The organism is Dysgonomonas sp. BGC7 (genome assembly GCF_001261735.1).
Classification (GTDB): Bacteria; Bacteroidota; Bacteroidia; order Bacteroidales; family Dysgonomonadaceae; genus Dysgonomonas.
In genome coordinates this window covers 1-21338 of the sequence record NZ_CVRP01000005.1, presented here as the reverse complement: position 1 = coordinate 21338, position 21338 = coordinate 1, and the positions used below count along the sequence as shown (strand labels likewise).

The following is a 21338-nucleotide window of genomic DNA, read 5'->3' as shown; positions in this document are numbered from 1 at the left end:
AAGCATAAGCTCCCTATGCCTGATTTAATTAATAACCTGTATTGTTTTCTGTAATAGCATCATTTGCATCTATAGCAGCCTGAGGTAGCGGATACAAAACGTGGTATGGCTGGATGTTTACTCCGGCTCTGTCTTTCATATATTCTGCCAGTTTGCCAAAGCGTATTAAATCCCAGCGACGCATATGTTCGCAACATAGCTCATGCATGCGTTCCTGTAGCAGCAATTCTGCAAACTGTTCTTTGTTCAACCCATCGTCCTCTGTTATAGAGCCTAATCCTGCTCTGGTGCGAACCAAATTCAATGCCTTATATTTTTCGTCATTATCTCCTGTCGCATTCAGAGCCTCAGCTTTCATTAAAAGAACGTCAGCGTAACGCATAAGTATAAAATTAAGATTGTCGTCTTCTATTACATTTCCGTATTCCGAGTCCCAAAACTTAGCCGAAGATGGAGGAGACTGTACAACGCCATTATATTGGGTAAAGAAGAATGCTTTTTTCCGCTTGTCGATATTGTCATACGAGTCATACAGGTATTGAGTAGGCCCGAAACCACCCCAACCACCAAAGTTGGTAGGTCCTCCCACATTGCGCGGGCCCCAATATGAGTGCTGTAAACTTCCTTCGAGACCCCATGAGCCGGAATGCTTGAACTGTACTTCAAATATATTTTCATATTCCTGATTCTTGTTTTTAGGGTCGAATATGTCTTTCAGATTATCATACAATTTGAACTTACCATCCAGCATTTTGCAGTATTTCAAAGCCTCGTCAGGCTTTCCCCATTGCAGATATACACGGGCAAGAAATGCTTGTGCTGCTAGAGAAGTGGCACGTCCCTTGTCTTTGGCATCACTCCATGTGGTTGGCAGCTCTAAGGCCGAAATCATATCTTCGGTAATCAAGGTATATGTGTCGTCTACACTGGCACGAGGTTTCATAACATCATTTCTGTCGAAAGCCGCTTTTGTCCACAAAGGCACACCACCGTACATTCTCACCAGATCGAAATAGTATAATGCTCTTAGAAAGCGAGCCTGTGTAACCATCGAATTGCGCATATCGTTGCTCACAACACCCGAAGGTATGTCTATAACGGCATTGCAGCGTTTGATTCCTTCATAACATGCTCTGTAGTGGTTGTCTATAAATTCGTGTGTTGCAGAGAAAGTATAGTGATGCAACTGAGCATAAGCAGCCCAGCCCATATCGAAAGGGATGACTTCATCTGTTCCAAATTCGGATAGAGTAATCGTATATTTTCCAACAAACACTTGTTGTAACGATCCGTAGGCTGCATTAAGAGTCTGTTGCCAGTCTTCGGGCTTGGTATATCCATTGTCAGGAGTGAGTACACTCTTCGGATCCTGATCCAGAAAACTGTCACAACTAGTCATTGTAAGGCAACCAAGCAATATGATGATTAAATATTTTTTCATAACAATTGATTTTTTAAAAGTTCATGGATACTCCACCGATAAAGCTGCGTGCATTAGGATAAGGATTGGTATTGTCGCTAGACTCTACATCAAATCCTGTAAACTCAGTAGCAGTAAATAGATTTTGAACAGAGAAATAGAATCTTATATTTGATGCTTTGATATTCTTGAGAATAGATTGAGGCAATTTGTAGCCCAATTCCAGATTACGCAATCTAATATAATCACCCTTCTGTAGGTTCGCATCTGTGCCGTCTCCATTTGCATAAGCGCTTCCGATACGCGGAGCCGGATACTTATTGTTAGGGCGGTCTTGTTTCCAGTAATAGGTATAGTAATCTACACTCATATTACCCCAAGTATTGTAAGAGTTCATATATCTGTTGAGTGAATTATTGATCATATGGCCTCCTGCAAAAGTGAAGAATGTAACCAAGTCGAACCCTTTGTAAGCAAACGTGTTAGTGAAGCTTCCATAGAATTTAGGTGTATATACTCCACCAAAGTCGCGGTCTTCTCCATTGATTACATTGTCCTTTTTTAAATCCCGAATCTTGCGATCGCCCGGCTGAGCATTGTATTTCGCTGCTTCCGACGCTTCGTTTATTTGCCAAATACCATCTGAGTGTAGCAAGTATATCTGATCGATTGGCTTGCCTACAAACAAATACTTACCTACGTCTTGTTTACCATCGTATAGTTCTTTTATTTCATTCTTATTGTAAGAGAAAGTCAGTGCCGAAGTCCATAAGAAATCTTTCACACTCATATTTACCGTATTCAATGAAAACTCAATCCCTTTGTTGTCTATCTTGCCTATGTTGGTCAACGAGCTACCAAAACCAGATTCGAGAGGTAGCGGTACTTGCCACAACAAATCGGTTGTGCGTTTGTAATAGGTTTCAATAGTTCCTGCAATACGGTTATTGAACAGCCCGAAATCAATACCTAAATCAAACTGATTAGCTTTTTCCCAAGTTAGTTCGGGATTGTCTATCGAAGTTTGTACAGAACCTGTTGCCAGCCCATTTCCAAACACATAGTTAGCTGAAGAGCCTCCAAGGGCAATAGTAGATGAGTATGCGAAATCCCCAATATTCTGATTTCCTAGTTTTCCGGCACTAACTCTCAATTTTAGATTACTAATAATGGATGTATTTTTCTTGATAAAACTCTCTTCCGAAAGACGCCAAGCCAAAGCTAAAGAAGGGAAGAAACCCCAACGATGACCGGGTGCAAAACGTGATGATCCGTCGCCACGCATTGTAAGAGTAGCCAAATAGCGGTCGTCGAAATTATAATTGAAACGCCCGTAGAACGAAGCCAAAGAGGAAGAAACTCCGTAGGAGGCGTTAGGCCCATGTTCTTCAGCACCACCCAAATTGTAATATTTCAATATTTCAGATAATTTCTTAGAGTCTGCTGTTACCTCTTCGTATTCTACTTCCGAGGCAGAGAACCCAATCATTGTTCCAAATTTATGTTTCTCATTCAGATCGAAATTGTAAGTTGCTGTATTTTCTGTTTGCCAATATTTCTTTTTGTTTGCCATTACATTGGCGTGTCCGCCTTCGGTATAATGTTGTCCCATGCGTCCGTCTTCATACATATTCACCTTGTAGAATACGAGTTCTCCTCCATTATCCGACTTTATTTTCAAATTCTTTATTGGTTCTATTTCTAGGTAAGCAGAACCTACAATTCTCGTTTTCAGGGTTGCTTTGTCTAATAAATCAACCATTGCTACAGGATTTGCTTTAGTATTAAGAAATCCGTCAAAATACTCTCCGTCCTGAGTGTAAATAGGAGCTGTAGGTTGGGAGCTGATAGCACTAAACATTGTTCCATAGCCCGAATCTGTTTCTTCATTTATGTTATTTAATTTAGATTCGATAACATTGAAGCGCACTCCGTATCTAAACCAATCTGATCCGATAGCATCTACATTGTAACGTACAGTTAATTTATCAAATGACGAATTTTTGATAGTTCCTTTCTGGTCGTACCAGTCTACGCCCAGATAGTGAGAAAGCTTCTCTGTTCCGCCGGTAATAGAAATATTGTAATTCTGATAATTCCCATTTTGTGTTACTGCATCTTGCCAGTCGGTAGACTCTCCACGGCTTAGCAGGCGAAGTTCTTCCGATGTCCATTTGTAGTCGGGCTGTGCTATTGAAACCAACTCGTAGTATTGCTGAGCATTCATCAGATCTTGTTTATTCAGCATTCTCTGTGTTCCGTACGAGGCATTGAACGTTACTCTCGTTTTGCCGGCCGTACCTTTTTTTGTAGTCACCAATATTACTCCGTTCGATCCTCTTGAACCATAAATAGAGGCTGAGGAAGCGTCTTTCAGTACTTCTATAGATTCTATATCTACAGATGAAAGGTCTTGAAGCCCTCCTTGTACCGGTATCCCATCTACAACATATAGTGGTTCGCTACCCGCACGAAGAGATCCGACTCCCCGGATAACAATCGTAGCGTCGCCTCCGGGTTTTACCGATCCTGTACTGACCTGTACACCGGCAGCAAGACCCTGTAGTGCAGATGTTACAGTTCCTACTTTAGAGTTGGTCAGGCTTTCAGACTTAATTGAGGCTACAGCTCCTGTCAGGTCACTTTTTTTAGATATACCGTAACCAATAGTTACCACCTCATCCAAATTGATAGCATCGGCTACCAATCGTATATCTATAACATTCTGATTATTTACTGTTACAGACTGCCCTATCATACCTACAAGGGAAAAGTTCAGTACATCGCCTTTCTTTGCCTGTATGGTATAAGTACCGTCTATGTCTGTGATAGTTCCTGTAGTTGTTCCTTTTATAGATACGGATACTCCCGGAAGAGTTTCTCTATTCACATCTGTTACTATTCCTGTTATTTTCACCTGCGCACTCAACAGACAGGTAAAGAGGATAGCTATATTTAGTAATATGATTTTTTTCATTGTATCAATTTTATAATGTTAATATGATCTGACAGGGCGAACTCCTATTTTCCAACCACTTTTTGAAACAAACTCTGATATTATGTTCGTATCTTCATAGAAATTAACATAGTATGCTGCCCATCCTGTATTTCCATCTGCTTCACTCGAAGACCAATAGTTGTTGGGCGAAATTGCATATCCTTTAGCTGTCATCACACTCTTAACCTTAAATAGCTCGATTAACTCTTCTCGTGAAGGCAAGAACCAGTCGGTATAGGTAAGATTGTTTTCTGTAACAGAGAATTCTTCACACAGTTCTGCTGCTATCTTTGTATTTTTCCATTCTGGCCAATCGTTTATGCTACGAAGCTGAGCCATTTTTGCTGCTATTTTTTGCGAATTCGATTTGCCGCTTCCCATAGCCTGACTTGTTCCTGAGGCATTAACGGGATCTACCTCGGGGCCAAACTGCTCGGTGGCTGTGCCTACATTTGTTTTACTTACTATGTATCCATGGGCTTTATTGGCATCTACCCAGAATACAATACCACCGCCGAGTACATCGCCAACGTTGGTTGCTGCTATTATTGTTCCTAAATTCGATTTTCGGTTTCCACGCTCTATTACTATCGTATTTATACCATAAGTACCTTTTGGTAAGTTGAATTTTGCACCTTCGGAAGTCAATGTTACAGGTATACTGTATTCTGTTCCGTCAGGATAGAATGTCGCTGTCAGTTTTGCCACGTCTCCGGCTTCGAATCCTTTACCTTCGATGCGAACTTCTCCTTCTTGTGGAATAGCTGTTGTAGGTAATACTACATCTGTTAAAGGCACAACGAAAGGTACTTTTAACTTACTATTTAGTGTAGTTTGCTTTTCGGCGCGCTCTATCGTAACGGAATATTCTCCTCCGGCATCGATAGGTACAACAAATTTGATATAACTATCGGTAGCTTCCAGCACTTCTACTTCTATTGTGCCCTCAGTACCTGTTAAGAAGATTTTGTCTTCATGTGCAAAACCAAGCCCTGTTATCTGGGTTGCCTGTCCGGGAATAATACTCATCTCGCTCGGCATTTTTACCTCCTTGAATATAGGCGATATAGGTTCCGCAACATGTTTGTCATCATCATCGCATCCAAAAGCCAGAAATAATAATCCGGTAATGAATAATAATTTAAAACACTTTTTCATGATCTATTAGATTATAATTAGTTAAGGGCTGTTTCTTCTTTTTTATGATCGGCAAGGAATTGTACTACCTCGCTCAACATAGGAATAGAGGGTTGGGCTCCCGAACGTGTGACGGCAATGGCCGCAGCAGCATTCGAAAACCGAAGGGACTCGTAGTCTATTTCTTTTTGAGCACAGACTACAGCAAGTGCTCCGCAGAAAGTGTCGCCGGCGGCTATTGTATCTATGGCACTAACCTTGAATCCGGATATACGAAAACTTTCTTTTCTGTTTTTCATGTATGCGCCATCGCTGCCGAGAGTGATAACTACATTTTGTGCACCGGCTTCGATTAGGCTGTCTGCTATAAATTCAATATTATTTTTTGTGTATGTGATACCTGAAATAAATTCTGCTTCAAGCTCATTGACTACTAATATATTTATAGCTTTCATCAGTTCAGGGTCTATGTGGCAAGCGGGAGCGGGATTGAATAATACTTTTTTACCCCTTTTAGACGCATCCAACGCTATATGTTTGATTGTGTCGTAAGGAATTTCGGCTTGCATAACTACAATATCTGCATCATCCAGCACTTCGGAAAAGTTACTTACCATTCCGGGCAATAAGGAACCATTTGCACCGGGAGCTACAGCAATACAGTTTTCTCCGCTATCGGCAACAAAAATCAGAGCAATCCCTGTAGGATTGGCTGAATCGTCGACTATATAATCGGTGATTATGCCCTCCTCACGGAAATGTCCTTTCAATACCTTAGCATACATGTCGTTACCCAGAGAGGTTACAAAAGTCACAGATCCACCCAACCGAGCCGCAGCTACGGCTTGGTTGGCACCTTTGCCCCCAAACGATTGCATGAAACGGGCATGACCTACCGTTTCGCCGGGAGCAGGAAGATGATTAACCTGTGCAACCATGTCAATATTGGAACTTCCAACTACAACTATTTTCATAGATTTTACTTTTTTAGATTTTTACTCGACCCTCACTTCCGATCTGTAGGGAATGGCACTCTGAGCTCCCATGCGGGTAACTGCAATAGCTGCAGCAGCGTTTGCAAACCGAACCGATTCTATAAGAGAATGACCCTCAGAAAGATATACGCTTACTGCTCCGCAAAAGACATCGCCTGCTCCTGTTGTGTCTATTGTTTCCACCTCAGTGGCAGGAGTCATTACGAAGCTATCGCGCTCTTTTACAAAGGCTCCTTCTTTACCTAAAGTGATTACTACATTTTCAATACCTTTACTGCTAATTGCTTTTGCTGCTTTATAGGCACTCTTTTCGTCAACAACCTTAATTCCTGAAAGCATTTCTGTTTCGATACGGTTGGGCAAAACAGCATATACTTTTTTCAGAAAATGATTACTTAAAGCTGATACGGGAGCGGGATTAAGTATGACCTTTTTCCCATAGTCGTAGGCCATAGATGCTGCATATTCTACTGTTTGCATGGGGATTTCGAGCTGCATAAGTACAATGTCGGCTTCCAGTATTCTGTCTTTTGCTTTGTCGATATCTTCAGGAGACAGGGATTGATTTGCTCCCGAAGCCACGATGATGCAATTCTCGCCAAAAGAATCGACCGAAATGAGTGCTACGCCTGATGGTTTTGTCTGGTCAGTAAATACATAATCGGTATTTATCTTTTCGGATTTATATATTTCCATGGCTTGTAAACCGAAAAGATCATATCCGACTTTTGAAATAAATGTTACGTTTGCTCCTAATCTGGCTGCTGTAATTGCCTGATTTGCACCTTTACCACCCGGATTCATGTAAAAGGTACCACCTAGTATGGTTTCTCCGGGAACAGGTAATCTGTTCGCTTTGACCACCATATCGGTGTTGCAACTGCCAATAACTATAATTTTAGGATTGTTTTTCAAGAGTACGTTTTCCATAGCATTTACAATTAGACAAACAAATATAAATACTTAGATATGCGCATTTTTTACATAAAATGCGTATTTATATAAGTTCAAAATTCAATAAAATGATGTATTTATGCTTATTTACAATATAATATTCTATTTATTATCTGTTTTATATAAAATCAAATAATAAACAGGCGCTATTTGAATACACTTAGGGCATTAAAAAGTATGTTTTCAAATAACGAAATTTATTTTATCTGAATCTTTGATATCTGGCTTCTGCATGTACCAATAATATTTCGGATAAATTTTCTTTTAATATTTTAGATTCCATCCATGCTGTAAAATCAAAAATTCGCAACAGTTGATTTTCATATTTGTCTTCATGCAAGCTTTGGATGCTAGGCAATAGCTTTTGGTGCATAATCTCTCTGTCTTTCCTCAATATGGGCAAATCTCTTTTATTCAAAAACCACAATATGGTATGTTCGGTTTTGAAAGACTTTTCTTTTTTCAAAGACATACCTCTTTTTATCGACCGCGATTCGTAACTGATCAGATCGAATTCGTTTGTTTCGTAATATGCAATCAGCCGTACTAGCCGTATTGTTCTCATCAATGGTAGATAATCGATATTATGATCGAGCGTAATCCGGTTTATGTGCTTCTTTGCCATTTGGTAATTACCGTTTCCGATGGATACAATGGCGGTGTATAGAAACAGTTCGCTTTTACGCACAGGGCTTAGCCACGATTCTTTTTCGAAGAGAGGAGTTTGATATTTTTCTATTATTTTATTACAATTAGAAAAATCGCCTTTATCCAAATATGGGAAAAGTTCATATTGGAATAGCACACATATTGTATTCGTTTTGAATTCGAGAGAAGAACTTTCTGCTAATTGTTCCAGCTTTTGCATGAAATAGGGCATTTCGTTATAGTCGCCCACCGAACGTAAACTATCGAGCACACCTTCGATCACAGACAGATAATATATTGGAGGATTTGCCCAGAATTGAGGATTTTCTTCAAATAGCTTGTTTAGTTCTTTGAAAGAATTTAGGGCAGCTCGATAATCACCTACACTGGTCAGATAGTTTGCCTGAAACAGTTTATGATTTTTGGTTATTTCGAAGTTGTGATTGGGCTCTGTAGATGCTGCAATATAGAGCTCGTTTACCATAAGGTCGTTCATATCCTGCTTTTGTTTTTCGGTTCGGATAAAACCTTTATGTGCCAATCTATATTTCAGCAAATTGAAAAGAGCTCCTTGTTCTGTTATCTTTCTGATCTTTTTCAAAGCATCATTTTGCATGAAATGCCTGTGGTAAAGCTCCTGCTCCGACATGTCAGGAAAATTGAGTCGTAGAAGATATTCGAGCTCCAGCTTAGTTGCAATCAATAATATTTCGTGGCTCTCGTAAAATTCTGCTTGCTTGATTGTTGTTTCTAATATTTCGAAACATTCATGAAATGCTGATCTTTCATATAGCATCCGGGCTTTTGAAATGTTTTGATATAGATCGTAATAAACATCTTTGTTCTTGCGAAGCATCAGTAAGGCATCCAGCAGTTTTTCATACAGGTATTGCACTGATATCTCAAACGAGCTGTTGGGCCTGCGTTTCCGAAACTTATCTTTTACTACATTCCCATCCTGTATCTTATCATTTGCGATAATATTATATATAAGCTGGAAGTCTTTATCCTCATTGCCTTTGACAACGTGAAGGGATAAGTGTTTTTTCTCCGATTTAGACAAAGAGTATATCAAGGATATGATAGAATCTATTCTTCTCATAGCTATTAATTAAAAAAGCAAGTACCTCTAATATTTTGAAGTCGAGATACAGTGAATTTATTCCAATGTATTCAACCCTTTTATCCACAAGGGTGTGAAAGCATAGTTCGATACCGGTCTCCACGCGGTGATAGATTAACCAACTCCCCTTTCAGCCCATTTGGCAAACTTACAAAAGATATTTTGTTATTATATTAATATTGAATTTACTTTTCAGAAATAACTGATCAATACAGATGTAACTAACTGGCAATTGGCAAATATAAGTTAATAAGCATCTTGAATTGTAAATATGAAATCTTATTTGATATTATCAAAACCTTTTCCAGGATACCAATCAAGACCAATAGCTTTAGGTCCAAATAGAATAAATAAGAGAAGTCCTATTGCACAAAGAAGCAGAAGTATTCGAAGCCAAATAGGCAAATCAGAATGTTCTTTATTATGTAGTTTTCTGTTTCTATTTTTTATTTTTTGCTTATTACTCATATTCTCTACATTCTGGAATTAATCAACATTTGGTTCTAATATTATCTTTATTATTCTATTGTTCTTTGAAAAACTTTCTAATATCCTGTTGATCTTAAATGTTGTCATTAAGATGAAAATAGAAGTCTAAACTATTTCTAAACATTCCAAGAATATTCATCGCAACATGCGGTGTTCCGATGTGTCCTGAATGTAGTGAGTAAAGCCAATTAGAACAGAAAAAGCGACTACGTTCATTGTAATCGCTTTATTCTTGGTAGTGATCCGAACGGGATCGTTATTTTATTATCTAAATGACATATTGTCTGTAATTTATTGTTCTTTTTTCATGGGTGTGGTAGCGATTTGGTAGCACCTAGAAAAATTGCTCTGTCAACCATATAGCAACACCATGTTATTCAAATAATTATACACAAATATAGTAGTTTTTTTATAAAGAAAGAATATAATCCAGTTATTCCCATTTTGTAATTATAAAAGAATTATGAATTTCTACATCAGACAGAGAGGGGATTGAATATCCTTCCGTCTTTAGTTTACCAATCTAAAAGGTAAAATTTACTACAGAATAACTACTATTTCAAATATACTATTTTTAGTAGTTATTTTTATTCAAAAAATCTCTCATTTACTGTATCTTGTAAGAAGGCTGTCTGGTATTCTTTTTTTCGATTCTTCAATAGAATCTTTACGGAATTCTTCCATAGCTTTTTCTATTTCTAGTGCGTTGTCCGGCAGTTTTATTGCCATTCTCTACTTGAGAGTTTGGTTCTTTTGAAAAGTCAGGAAACAAATAATTTAAATTCCCCACTAAATCTTTCATTACTATCATATTTTAAAATCGAACAGTAAAGATTAATTTATTATTGAATACTCCTCTAAATTTATTTATAATACCAAAAATCATTTTAGAACCCTTTATTATTAATTAAAAAATTAATACATTTACCCTCGATTTTGGTGTCGCATTTCATATTTTCAGAAATGTGGTGAAAAGGGAATCAGGTGTAAATCCTGAACAGACCCGCTGCTGTAAGCTCCACCAAAAGTCTTTGAATAATACTCAATCCACTATTCAATAATAATTGAATAGGAAGGGCATTCAAAGATGGAGTAAGTCAGAAGACCTGCCAGAATATTGAGGTTTTATGCCTTCGGGAAATGAGGTGAAAAACATTAGTATTATTTCGAATATTTTATTGTCAGAAAATAAGAATGGAACAGATTGTATTTTTATACAATCTCTTGACTAAAATTAGAGAAAACCATTCAGAAAAGATAATTTGTTCCCCAAAGAAAATATTGGGGAATGTAACATATATGCACTTTATGTTAGTGCATTACAATAATAAAGAACTCAATTCCTCGGAAGTGTCAAATCCGCTGTGGGAAGCTGATTTGATGTTAGAATTGACCCCTGAAATGGAGAAGTTGGGATGACTTTTCCATTTTTGTATTAGTGAGCAAATAATATTTTATGAAAACTACATATGATAATTTTCAAATAATATTTTCTTTTTTGATAAATAATAGTTGTATAATTTAAATAAAAATTTCTATTTCTGGAAAACTTTTATCTCGAAATATTGTTACATATTTGTAGTAATCTTTGGTGTTATTATTCTAAATTCTTAGAAATAATGAAAAGGGAATCAGGTGTAAATCCTGAACAGACCCGCTGCTGTAAGCTCTACCAAAGTCTTTGAGCAATACTCAATCCACTATTCTATTACGAATGGGAAGGACGTTTAAAGATGGAGTAAGTCAGAAGACCTGCCAAAAAGAAAATATTTTTCTTTCGGGATATAAAGAAAATATTATAAAAAAGAAATTATAAATTCAAGTAGGATTGCATTATAGTTACAGGAACTATGTATGCCCTTGTTATATATATAATAAATTAACCCATCATGAAGAAAATTATAAAATTCGAAAAAGCAGATTGTAACCCATGTGTTATGGTATCTCAACATTTAGATTCAAAATCAATATCTTTTGAAGTCATAAATCCTTTTGATAATCCCGAACTTGCTGTAAAATATAGAGTTCGCTCTGTTCCTACAACAATATTATTAAAAGACAATGACGAACTAATGAGAACTATTGGGTATCAACCGGAAGAGTTGAATAAAATGATTGCTGCCCTCTGATAAACAATGATAATATATTACGATAGTAAGACCGGTAATGTTGAGCGATTTATAGAAAAAGTAAGATTGCTGACAGAATGGAATTGTGTGAAAATATACGATGGAATAACCGTTCATGAAATTGGGCACTTGATTACGTTTACCACTCGAATAGGGCAGGTCCCTCTCTCAACGCTCCTATTTATGGACCAATGGCATCCTTATATTATTTCTATTTCGTCGAGTGGCAATATGAATTGGGGAACCAATTTTGCGCTGGCAGCTAATGCTATTTCTCAAAAATATAAGATTCCGATATTACTTAAATTCGAACTAGCTGGTTTGGATCGTGATGTAAATAGTTTTATTCAAAAAGTAACAGACTATGCAAATAAAGAAATGGATACTCCTCAATAATGAGGTAATGATAAAGAAGGATGATGATTATCAGCTTGATAAAGATAAAGAAGCTGTACGTTCATATTTTCTTGACTATGTAAATAAGAATACGGTCTTCTTCTATACATTGAAAGAAAAGATTGATTACCTGATCGAAAACAATTACTACGAAAATCTTTACGAACAATATACTTTCGAAGAAATAATGAGGGTATATGCACTTATATATGAGCGGAAATTTCGTTTTCCTTCTTTTATGAGTGCTTTTAAGTTCTTTCAAAATTATGCACTTCGAGATGATAGTGGTGAAAAATTCTTGGAACGCTACGAAGATCGAATAGCCTGTATTTCATTGTACCTGGCCCAAGGAAGTGTAGAGCAAGCGATAAAATATGCTGAACTATTAGTAAATCAAGAATACCAGCCTGCTACCCCTACATTTTTGAACGGAGGAAAACGCCGTTCGGGGGAATTAGTATCTTGTTTTCTTGACGAAATTGGCGACAGCCTTAACAGCATAGGCTATGCAATTAATTCATCTATGAAGCTTTCCTCTATTGGAGGAGGAGTCGCACTAAATTTATCAAAGTTAAGAGGTCGATCTGAGGCAATTAAAGGAGTTGAAGGACGAGCAAGCGGAGTACTTCCTATAATGAAGTTATTGGAAGATGTTTTTTCCTATGCCAATCAATTAGGACAACGTCCTGGAGCTGGAGCCGCCTATTTGAATATTTTTCATTCGGATATTGAAGAGTTTCTGGATTGCAAAAAAATTAATGTGGATGAGAAAGTTCGCATCAAATCGCTTTCCATTGGGGTTGTTGTTCCTGATAAGTTTATGGATTTAGCCGAAAAAGATGAGCCATATTATATATTCTATCCTCATTCAGTATTTCGTCAGTATGGACAATATCTCGATGATATGGATATGAATAAGATGTATCACGAGCTGGTAGATAATCCCAAAGTTCGAAAAAAACGCTTGAGTGCACGAGTTATGCTCGTTAAGATTGCCCAGACTCAAAAAGAAAGTGGTTACCCATACCTGTTTTTCAAAGATAATGCGAATAGAGAACATGCTTTGAAAGATATCGGAGAAGTGAAATTCAGCAATCTATGTACTGAAATTATGCAATTATCGGAAGTCTCAGAGATCAACGATTATTATCAAGAAGATATTATCCGCAGAGGCATTTCGTGTAATTTAGGATCACTAAATGTTGCAACCGTGATGGAAAACAAGCGAATCAAAGAAGCTGTTTCAACCGCAATAGATGCACTTACTGTAGTCACAGATATTTCAAATATTGATGTTGTTCCATCAATAAAAAAAGCGAACGAAGAGTTGCACAGTGTTGGTTTAGGAGCTATGAACTTGCATGGCTTTTTTGCGAAAAACTTTATTTCCTACGAAAGCAAAGAGGCTCTCGACTTTTGCAATGTGTTTTTTATGATGATGAACTTCTATTCTTTGCAACGTTCAAAGGAAATAGCCAAACAACGGAAAAAGACATTCAAAGATTTTGAAAAATCGGAATATGCAAAAGGTACTTACTTTGACAAATATTTGAAATTAGAATATCTACCTCAAACAGATAAGGTAAAATCTTTATTTGACGGTATTTCTATACCAAGTAAGAAAGAGTGGAAGGAGCTGAAAGATCAAGTTGTAGAACATGGTTTGTATCATGCCTACCGTTTGGCTATTGCTCCCAATCAATCTTCATCATATATAATGACATCGACTGCCTCCGTAATGCCGGTAGTAGACACTATCGAAGTTCGTGAATATGGAGATAGTACCACTTTCTATCCGATGCCTTATTTAACGAATGACTATTTTTTCTTTTAGAAGACGGCATACGATATGGATCAGATGAAGGTTATGAAACTTATTTCCGTAATACAACGACATGTCGATCAGGGTATTTCTACTATACTTCATACTAAGAGTAGTGATACTACTCGCGATTTGGCTCGTTATTATATTTATGCACATAAAATAGGATTGAAATCGTTGTATTATACACGTACCCGAAAAGCAACTATTGATGAGTGTGTATCTTGCTCTGTATAAATTCAAAGAAAAAGCATTATGAATACAAATAAACAATTCCACGCCGTAAACTGGAATACACCCGAAAATGATTATGTCGAAATGTTTTGGGAGCAAAATCTCAAACAATTCTGGATTGATACGGAATACATACCATCAAAAGATATTGATTCGTGGAAATCTCTTTCTCCCGAAATGAAAGAGGCATATAAAAAAGCACTCGGGGGACTGACTTTATTGGATACAATACAAAGTCACACCGGTATGCCCAAAGTAATAGATCATATAGATGGACTACAAAACAAATCGGTATTATCATATATGTGTATGATGGAATCTATTCATGCAAAGTCATACTCTACAATATTTACAACGGTTGCCACAACTGCCGAAATAGACGAGATATTTGAATGGGCATCGAATAATGAGCAACTGCAATTTAAAGCCAAAACCATTGATGCCAATTATCGGAAACTAGACAATGAGAATGCTCCACCCGAAGATGTTTACATGGCTTTGGCATCGTCTGTCATGTTAGAAACTTTTTTATTCTACAGTGGGTTCTTCCTTCCACTTTGGCTTTGTGGACAAGGACAGATGGTTGCAAGCTGTGATATCATAAAAAAAATTGTAGCAGACGAATCTATTCATGGGGTATTCGTGGGGCTTTTGGCGCAAGAGATTTATAACAAGTTTGATGAAAAAAAGAAGAATAAGATAAAAGAGAATTTATTCAAACTCATGGATGTGTTATACGAAAATGAGTTGAAGTATACCGATCATGTGTATAGTGATGTTGGGCTAACAGGTGAAGTGAAAGAGTATATCCGCTACAATGGTAATAAGGCTTTGATGAACTTAGGCTTTGAGTCTCGCTTCGAAGTGGGAGAGGTAAACCCTATTGTCCTCAATGGATTGAACGTTGAAACGACACAACATGATTTCTTTTCGAAGAAATCTACCAATTATGAGAAGACGTTAGAGGTAGTACACCTGCATGATGATGACTTTAGTATGGAGAAAGAATTGAAAATAGAAATATAATATGGAACAAGTTCTGCTTCATTGTTGCTGTGCACCCTGTTCTGCACCCATTATAGAATGGATGTGTAATAATGAAGTGGAGCCCATTCTGTTCTTCTTTAATCCGAATATATATCCGCAAGAAGAGTATTTGAAACGAAAAGAAGAATGTATGAGCTATGCCAAGTCACTTGGATTGAAATTTATCGATGGTGATTATGATCATAAATCTTGGTTAGAGAAAATTAAAGGGCTAGAGACTGAGCCCGAAAGGGGAAGACGATGCTGTCAATGTTTTTCAATACGACTTGAAGCTACGGCTATACTAACCTCAGAACTTCAAATTAAAAAGTTTAGCACAACTCTCTTAGGCTCTCGATGGAAAAGTCGGGAACAAATACTTGATGCCGGTTTAGGAGCTATATCTCTTGTGAATAACGTTCTTTTTTGGGATAAAGACTGGCGTAAAGGAGGATTGACCGAAAGAAGAAAGATTCTATTGCAAGAAAACGATTTTTACAACCAACAATATTGCGGTTGTGAATTTAGTATCCGAAAATAATTTGTTACATTTATTGGTATAACAAATTCATGAAGCCATGGAAAAGAGATGCCCCTGTTGCGGTAAAATATTTGAATGTAGGCACAATGATATTTTATCATGCCAATGTACACAAATTCATCTTTCGGTAAAAGAGTTAGCTTATATAGATGCGCTGTATCCGGGCTGTCTTTGCTTGCAATGTTTAAAAGATCTGAAAGCGAGCTTCTACAAACAAGGGCTAGACGAAATCGAAGAGCTTCTTACTCCCAACAAATCGGAATAGAGTTTGTATTCTTCACTTCTCCAATTACAAAAGTGCTGTGTAGGCTTCCAATAGCATCAATCTCCCCAAGAGTATTGAGAACAAAATCCTGATAATGCTTCATATCCTGCACATAGATCTTCAGCATAAAATCATAATCTCCCGAAATATTGTAGCAGTTAGTTATCGTATCAATTTGATTAATAGCTTCCATGAATTGAAACCCATTTTCTTTGGTGTGCTGTTTTAACTTTATACTGCAAAAAACAATCAGATTACACCCTAATTTTTCAGGATCCAGTTCGGCAGTGTATCGCTTAATATATCCGTCCCTTTCCAATCTTCTTTGTCGTTCAAAAACAGGTGTTGGAGATAAATTTACAAGTTTAGCAATTTCTTTCGTGGTCAATTTTGAGTCCTTTTGTAACACTCCTAATATTTTAATATCCGTAGCATCCAGTTTTTCCATAGGGAAAATTTCTTTAAAAAGTGTTTTTACTAGTTTTTTTATCTGATAATTGCATTGTATTATGCAAAAATAGAATTTTTATCCAAAAATAAATACAGATACAGATATATTGTTTGCAAATATTAAATTTGATGGATTATTAATTTGAAAATTACAATTATGAATTTAAAACAAAATGCACCCTTTAGGGCAGATGTTGTCGGCAGTTTTCTACGTCCCGACAGATTAAAAGAAGCCAGAGAAAAGTTCTCTCAAAAACTAATCACTCTTGAAGAATTAAAACAGATAGAAGACGAAGAAATACAGAAACTGGTTCACAAGCAACAAGAGGTTGGTTTAAAAGTGGCAACTGATGGTGAATTTCGTCGTAGCTATTGGCACTTAGATTTTTTCTGGGGTTTCGATGGTGTTGAACACAATATAATGAAGCAAGGCTATATGTTTCATGGAGAAGAAACCCGGGCAGATTCAGCTCGTTTGAATGGGAAAATTCGCTTTACGAGTCATCCATTTCTTGACCATTTTAAATTTTTAAAGAGCATTATTTCTGATGATGTTGTTGCAAGGCAAACCATCCCAGCTCCATCTCAATTTTATGCTGAATTATTACGCGGAGAAAACGAAGAAAAAGTAAATGAGTATTATCCAAACAGAAATGATCTGTTGGAAGATATAGCAACTGCTTATCGTGCTGTAATATTGGAGCTCTACAAATTAGGTTGTAGAAATATTCAACTGGATGATTGTACATGGGGAATGCTTTGTGATAAAAACTTCTGGCAGACAATGGCTAATGGATACTACAATCCAATAAGTTTACAAGAAATTTATTTGAATCTAAATAATAAAGCTATCGAAAATCTACCTGACGATTTAATTGTCAACACTCATGTTTGTCGGGGTAATTATCACTCTACATGGGCGACTTCGGGAGGTTATGAACCTGTTGCTGAAAACCTGTTCGGAAAAGAAAATGTAAATGCCTATTATTTGGAGTTTGATACTGATCGTGCAGGAGGATTTGAACCATTACAATATATTTCATCAGACAAAAAAGTAGTACTCGGTCTTATTACCTCTAAGTTTCCACAACTAGAAGATAAAACCCTGATAAAAGAAAGAATAAAAGAGGCTTCTAAATTTGTTCCGCTAGATCACTTATGCTTAAGTCCGCAATGTGGATTTGCATCAACCGAAGAAGGCAATATCCTTACCGAAGAAGAACAATGGAAAAAAATTGCATTGGTCTGTGAGGTAGCACAAGAAGTTTGGGGAAAATAAATACATCTAAAAAGTTTATCATCATGTTTGAATAATCGAAAGGTGCTTTTGCATAAAGGAGAATAGGGAATCATGTGTAAATCGTGAACTGTCGCGCAACTGTAACCACAGCTATTTAATTCTGTTTAATAGTCCACTGTCTATATTTATTAGATGGGAAGGAAAACAGAATAGTGGAAGTCAGGAGACCTGCCATTGGATTACAAATAGAGATAAACTTTTAATTTAAAAATAAATTTAATTGAATAACAAATGAAAACAAACATTCTCGGTTATCCGCGCATTGGTAGCCATCGTGAATTGAAAAAAGCCTGCGAAAATTTTTGGTCAGGTAAAATCAGCAAAGAACAGCTTCTCAAAGAAGGAGCTTCAATCAGGGCATTGAACTGGTACTTGCAAAAAGAGTATAAAATTGATCTTATTCCGTCTAACGATTTTTCGTTTTACGATCAGGTTTTAGACCTGGCAATGTCTTTAGGTGCAATACCTAAACGCTATACTCCTCTACTAAATAACAAAATTGAACTTTATTTTGCAATGGCGCGTGGATACCAGAAAAACGGATGCGATATCATTGCAATGGAAATGACTAAATGGTTCGATACCAACTACCATTATATAGTTCCCGAATTTACAAAAGAGCAACAATTCTCATTGTTCAACAACAAGCCTCTTGAAGAATATAAAGAAGCTAAAGCTTTAGGGATCGAGACCAAACCTGTAATCATTGGTCCTATCTCGTTCTTATTACTGGGAAAAGAAAAAGAATTGGGTTTTGACAAATTAGATTTAGTAGAACATCTTATTCCGGTATATACTAAGATACTAAAGAAATTAGAAGAAGCCGGAGCTACTACAATTCAAATAGATGAACCTTTCTTGGCAATGGATATAAATGATAAGGTAAAATCTCTATATCCCACTGTTTATAAACAAATAAAAAATGCTTGTCCAAAACTAGAAATTATCCTGACAACCTATTTCGAAGGATTAAGAGATAATACCCAACTAGCTCTTGACTTACCTGTCGATGTTTTACATATTGATTTAGTTCGTTGTCCACAACAACTAGATTCCATTCTATTGTCATTGCCGGCAAACCAAAAACTGTCTTTAGGTATTGTCGATGGTCGAAACATTTGGAAAAATGATTTTTCAGATTCATTGAACACAATCTACAAAGCTGTTAATAAGCTTGGAAAAGATCGGGTTTTGATCGGAGCATCATCTTCTTTTTTGCATGTCCCCTACGACTTGGAGCTGGAAACTAAAGAAAACATACTGACTCCCCAGATCAAACAATGGATGGCTTTTGCCGAACAGAAAGTAAAAGAGTTATCAGCTCTAAAAGATTTACTGCAGGAAAGTCCATCAGAACAATCGAAGAAAGAACTTGAAGCGAATAAAAAAGCGATTCAAAGCAAACAAAGTTCGAGTCTGATTCATAATATAGAAATAAAAAAGCAAATCAAGAATATATCTGTTGATGATAGTAAACGGCAGAGTATATTCGCAGTTCGTCGTCAGAAACAACAAGGAATATTAAATCTGCCTCTGTTTCCGACAACAACAATCGGATCTTTTCCTCAAACTAAAGAAGTACGTTCATGGAGAGCTCAATTTAAGAAAGGCAATTTGTCTGAAAAAGAGTACAATGACTTATTAAGAGCTGAAACCCAAAAGGCAATAAAATGGCAAGAAGAAATTGGCTTAGACGTTTTGGTGCATGGAGAGTTTGAACGCAACGATATGGTTGAATATTTTGGAGAGCAATTAGCCGGATTCACTTTTTCTCAAAACGGTTGGGTGCAAAGCTATGGTTCACGATGTGTAAAACCTCCAATTATTTATGGAGATGTTTCACGTCCTGATCCGATGAGTGTATATTGGACTACGTATGCTAATGCTTTAACCAATAAACCTGTTAAAGGTATGTTGACCGGCCCTATAACTATTTTGCAATGGTCTTTTGTTCGGGATGATCAGCCTCGTTCTGAAACATGTAAACAGATTGCTTTAGCCATCAGAAGAGAAGTAGAAAATCTGGAACAAGCAGGCATTCAGGTCATTCAAATTGATGAGCCTGCCATAAGAGAGGGCTTACCGCTACGTAAACAAGACTGGAAGCAGTATTTAGACTGGGCTGTAAATTGTTTTTGTCTATCAGCAAGTGTAGCTAAAGATGAGACACAGATACATACACACATGTGCTATTCTGAGTTTAATGATATTATCGAACACATAGCCCTGATGGATGCAGATGTCATTACAATAGAATGTTCGCGTTCGCAAATGGAACTACTGGATGCATTTGCTGAATTTAAATACCCGAATGATATCGGTCCGGGTGTTTACGACATTCACTCACCACGTGTGCCAAATATGGAGGAGATGGTTAGTTTGATGAAAAAAGCCATACAAGTAATCCCTTCAAAGCAATTGTGGATCAACCCCGACTGTGGACTTAAAACAAGAGGATGGGACGAAACCAAAGAGGCTCTTGTGAATATGGTCAAAACTGCAAAAGAATTGAGAAAAGAATTTTAATTTTCACTCATAATAGCCACTAAGTTAAACTTGTGGCTGTTTTTCTTTTACTGCCATTTCCTTCCTGAGAAATAGATACCAATAGATGCAACCAACAAATACTCCCCCCTCCTATGACATTGCCAAGTGTAGCCGGAATAAGATTTTGTGATATAAAACTAAACCAAGAAATATCTGCGCCTGAATAGATAGCTGCCGGAACAAAAAATATATTAGCTATAGAGTGTTCATAACCTAATGTGACAAATAGCATTACAGGAATCCATATACCAATACATTTACCCAAAATATCTTTGGCGGCATACCCCATAAACATACCTAAGCAAACAAGCCAATTAGCTCCAATGCCTTTTATAAATACCTTGATGAAATCTTGGTTTACCTTAGTATCGCAGTAATGGTAAAGGTATGCCTGCCAAGGATATTTGTCTAATAATCCAACTTCATAAGAAAGCAGAAAAGCAACGATTTGAGTGCCTACAAAATTGAATAAGTAAGATAGGAGTAAGTATTTACAGAAAGTTTGTATTTTAATTTTTCTTTGTAACGAAACAAATGTAAAAGCAGCACAATCACTAGTGAAAAGATCTGCTCCTGTTATTGACACCATAATCAGTCCAACGGGAAATAATAATCCCGCTACAAATTTGACTAATCTGGGATTCATGACACCAACACCCGGTATCCCCCCGGCAACCACTACTGATAGTAGTCCTCCAAAAGCAATAAAAACTCCGCCTAAAATAGCAAGTAAACAAAATTGGGGTAGAGGTAGATCTTTTTTATTAATAGCCGAAGCGGCAAAATATAGGGTTGTTTCTTGAGGTTTATAATAATTAGCTATTTTTATATTTCAAATAGGTAGTCCATAAGATTTGAATATAT

Annotated in this window: 17 protein-coding genes, 2 pseudogenes and 3 riboswitches; of the genes and pseudogenes, 9 read left to right on the top strand and 10 right to left on the bottom strand. The window is 36.9% G+C overall.

Going from position 1 to position 21338, the window contains the following annotated elements:
• Positions 1-28: 28 nt before the first annotated feature.
• The 8 genes and pseudogenes from BGC7_RS03165 to BGC7_RS17570 all read right to left on the bottom strand — a co-directional run bounded on the left by BGC7_RS03165 (position 29) and on the right by BGC7_RS17570 (position 10566).
• Positions 29-1441 (bottom strand): RagB/SusD family nutrient uptake outer membrane protein, encoded by a 1413-nt coding sequence (locus BGC7_RS03165; protein WP_050700122.1) that lies wholly within the window; start codon positions 1439-1441, stop codon positions 29-31.
• A gap of 13 nt (positions 1442-1454) precedes the next feature.
• Positions 1455-4397, bottom strand: coding sequence for a SusC/RagA family TonB-linked outer membrane protein (locus BGC7_RS03160; RefSeq protein WP_050700121.1), 2943 nt, complete (start codon positions 4395-4397; stop codon positions 1455-1457).
• An 18-nt stretch (positions 4398-4415) separates the two neighbouring features.
• On the bottom strand, positions 4416-5576 hold the full coding sequence (locus BGC7_RS03155) for an Lcl C-terminal domain-containing protein (protein WP_050700120.1): 1161 nt from the start codon (positions 5574-5576) through the stop codon (positions 4416-4418).
• Between the two features lie 17 nt (positions 5577-5593).
• Positions 5594-6529, bottom strand: coding sequence for a ribokinase (gene rbsK, locus BGC7_RS03150; protein WP_050700119.1), 936 nt, complete (start codon positions 6527-6529; stop codon positions 5594-5596).
• A gap of 21 nt (positions 6530-6550) precedes the next feature.
• Positions 6551-7480, bottom strand: a complete 930-nt coding sequence (rbsK, locus tag BGC7_RS03145; RefSeq protein WP_050700118.1) for a ribokinase — start codon at positions 7478-7480, stop codon at positions 6551-6553.
• Between the two features lie 226 nt (positions 7481-7706).
• Positions 7707-9254 carry a hypothetical protein gene (locus BGC7_RS03140; RefSeq protein ID WP_050700117.1) on the bottom strand — a complete coding sequence of 516 codons (1548 nt, stop codon included), beginning with the start codon at positions 9252-9254 and terminating at the stop codon, positions 7707-7709.
• Between the two features lie 300 nt (positions 9255-9554).
• Positions 9555-9743, bottom strand: coding sequence for a hypothetical protein (locus tag BGC7_RS18020; RefSeq protein ID WP_050700116.1), 189 nt, complete (start codon positions 9741-9743; stop codon positions 9555-9557).
• A gap of 624 nt (positions 9744-10367) precedes the next feature.
• A pseudogene (locus tag BGC7_RS17570) lies at positions 10368-10566 on the bottom strand (histone H1).
• Positions 10567-10684: 118 nt separating this feature from the next.
• Positions 10685-10893: riboswitch (cobalamin riboswitch) on the top strand.
• Between the two features lie 65 nt (positions 10894-10958).
• Here BGC7_RS17570 and BGC7_RS03130 point away from each other — a divergent pair.
• The 7 genes and pseudogenes from BGC7_RS03130 (at position 10959) to BGC7_RS18280 (ending at position 16177) form a co-directional block, all read left to right on the top strand.
• Complete coding sequence (locus BGC7_RS03130; RefSeq protein WP_050700115.1) at positions 10959-11183, top strand: hypothetical protein; 225 nt, start codon at positions 10959-10961, stop codon at positions 11181-11183.
• 153 nt (positions 11184-11336) lie between these two features.
• Positions 11337-11539, top strand: a riboswitch (cobalamin riboswitch).
• Between the two features lie 114 nt (positions 11540-11653).
• The gene (locus tag BGC7_RS03125; RefSeq protein WP_050700114.1) at positions 11654-11893 is read left to right on the top strand and encodes a thioredoxin family protein; all 240 of its coding nucleotides are present in this window, start codon (positions 11654-11656) and stop codon (positions 11891-11893) included.
• A gap of 6 nt (positions 11894-11899) precedes the next feature.
• Positions 11900-12289 (top strand): class Ib ribonucleoside-diphosphate reductase assembly flavoprotein NrdI, encoded by a 390-nt coding sequence (gene nrdI, locus BGC7_RS03120; RefSeq protein ID WP_050700113.1) that lies wholly within the window; start codon positions 11900-11902, stop codon positions 12287-12289.
• Positions 12258-14348 (top strand): annotated as a pseudogene (gene nrdE / locus BGC7_RS03115) (class 1b ribonucleoside-diphosphate reductase subunit alpha). The gene nrdI and the pseudogene nrdE overlap by 32 nt, the downstream one beginning before the upstream one ends.
• Positions 14349-14366: 18 nt before the next feature.
• A complete protein-coding gene (gene nrdF / locus BGC7_RS03110) occupies positions 14367-15371 on the top strand; it encodes a class 1b ribonucleoside-diphosphate reductase subunit beta (RefSeq protein ID WP_050700112.1) in 1005 nt (334 codons plus the stop codon).
• 1 nt (position 15372) lies between these two features.
• Positions 15373-15912, top strand: coding sequence for an epoxyqueuosine reductase QueH (locus tag BGC7_RS03105; RefSeq protein ID WP_050700111.1), 540 nt, complete (start codon positions 15373-15375; stop codon positions 15910-15912).
• 37 nt (positions 15913-15949) lie between these two features.
• Complete coding sequence (locus BGC7_RS18280; RefSeq protein WP_082206448.1) at positions 15950-16177, top strand: cysteine-rich CWC family protein; 228 nt, start codon at positions 15950-15952, stop codon at positions 16175-16177.
• Here the strand turns inward: BGC7_RS18280 and BGC7_RS03100 are convergent.
• Entirely contained in the window at positions 16155-16625 is a 471-nt protein-coding gene (locus BGC7_RS03100; protein WP_050700110.1) for an Lrp/AsnC family transcriptional regulator, read from the bottom strand. The genes BGC7_RS18280 and BGC7_RS03100 overlap by 23 nt on opposite strands.
• Positions 16626-16784: 159 nt before the next feature.
• Here BGC7_RS03100 and BGC7_RS03095 point away from each other — a divergent pair, with 159 nt between their 5' ends.
• Positions 16785-17906 (top strand): 5-methyltetrahydropteroyltriglutamate--homocysteine S-methyltransferase, encoded by a 1122-nt coding sequence (locus BGC7_RS03095; RefSeq protein ID WP_050700109.1) that lies wholly within the window; start codon positions 16785-16787, stop codon positions 17904-17906.
• 23 nt (positions 17907-17929) lie between these two features.
• Positions 17930-18118: riboswitch (cobalamin riboswitch) on the top strand.
• Positions 18119-18158: 40 nt separating this feature from the next.
• A complete protein-coding gene (metE, locus tag BGC7_RS03090; protein ID WP_050700108.1) occupies positions 18159-20453 on the top strand; it encodes a 5-methyltetrahydropteroyltriglutamate--homocysteine S-methyltransferase in 2295 nt (764 codons plus the stop codon).
• Positions 20454-20472: 19 nt separating this feature from the next.
• Here metE and BGC7_RS03085 read toward each other — a convergent pair whose 3' ends face one another.
• Positions 20473-21243, bottom strand: a complete 771-nt coding sequence (locus tag BGC7_RS03085; RefSeq protein WP_255351450.1) for a formate/nitrite transporter family protein — start codon at positions 21241-21243, stop codon at positions 20473-20475.
• Between the last annotated feature and the right edge of the window lie 95 nt (positions 21244-21338).

Coding starts and splice junctions, on each gene's coding strand:
- BGC7_RS03165 (WP_050700122.1), bottom strand. CDS start 1,441: ATGAAAAAATATTTAATCATCATATTGCTTGGTTGCCTTACAATGACT.
- BGC7_RS03160 (WP_050700121.1), bottom strand. CDS start 4,397: ATGAAAAAAATCATATTACTAAATATAGCTATCCTCTTTACCTGTCTG.
- BGC7_RS03155 (WP_050700120.1), bottom strand. CDS start 5,576: ATGAAAAAGTGTTTTAAATTATTATTCATTACCGGATTATTATTTCTG.
- rbsK (WP_050700119.1), bottom strand. CDS start 6,529: ATGAAAATAGTTGTAGTTGGAAGTTCCAATATTGACATGGTTGCACAG.
- rbsK (WP_050700118.1), bottom strand. CDS start 7,480: ATGGAAAACGTACTCTTGAAAAACAATCCTAAAATTATAGTTATTGGC.
- BGC7_RS03140 (WP_050700117.1), bottom strand. CDS start 9,254: ATGAGAAGAATAGATTCTATCATATCCTTGATATACTCTTTGTCTAAA.
- BGC7_RS18020 (WP_050700116.1), bottom strand. CDS start 9,743: ATGAGTAATAAGCAAAAAATAAAAAATAGAAACAGAAAACTACATAAT.
- BGC7_RS03130 (WP_050700115.1), top strand. CDS start 10,959: ATGGAACAGATTGTATTTTTATACAATCTCTTGACTAAAATTAGAGAA.
- BGC7_RS03125 (WP_050700114.1), top strand. CDS start 11,654: ATGAAGAAAATTATAAAATTCGAAAAAGCAGATTGTAACCCATGTGTT.
- nrdI (WP_050700113.1), top strand. CDS start 11,900: ATGATAATATATTACGATAGTAAGACCGGTAATGTTGAGCGATTTATA.
- nrdF (WP_050700112.1), top strand. CDS start 14,367: ATGAATACAAATAAACAATTCCACGCCGTAAACTGGAATACACCCGAA.
- BGC7_RS03105 (WP_050700111.1), top strand. CDS start 15,373: ATGGAACAAGTTCTGCTTCATTGTTGCTGTGCACCCTGTTCTGCACCC.
- BGC7_RS18280 (WP_082206448.1), top strand. CDS start 15,950: ATGGAAAAGAGATGCCCCTGTTGCGGTAAAATATTTGAATGTAGGCAC.
- BGC7_RS03100 (WP_050700110.1), bottom strand. CDS start 16,625: ATGGAAAAACTGGATGCTACGGATATTAAAATATTAGGAGTGTTACAA.
- BGC7_RS03095 (WP_050700109.1), top strand. CDS start 16,785: ATGAATTTAAAACAAAATGCACCCTTTAGGGCAGATGTTGTCGGCAGT.
- metE (WP_050700108.1), top strand. CDS start 18,159: ATGAAAACAAACATTCTCGGTTATCCGCGCATTGGTAGCCATCGTGAA.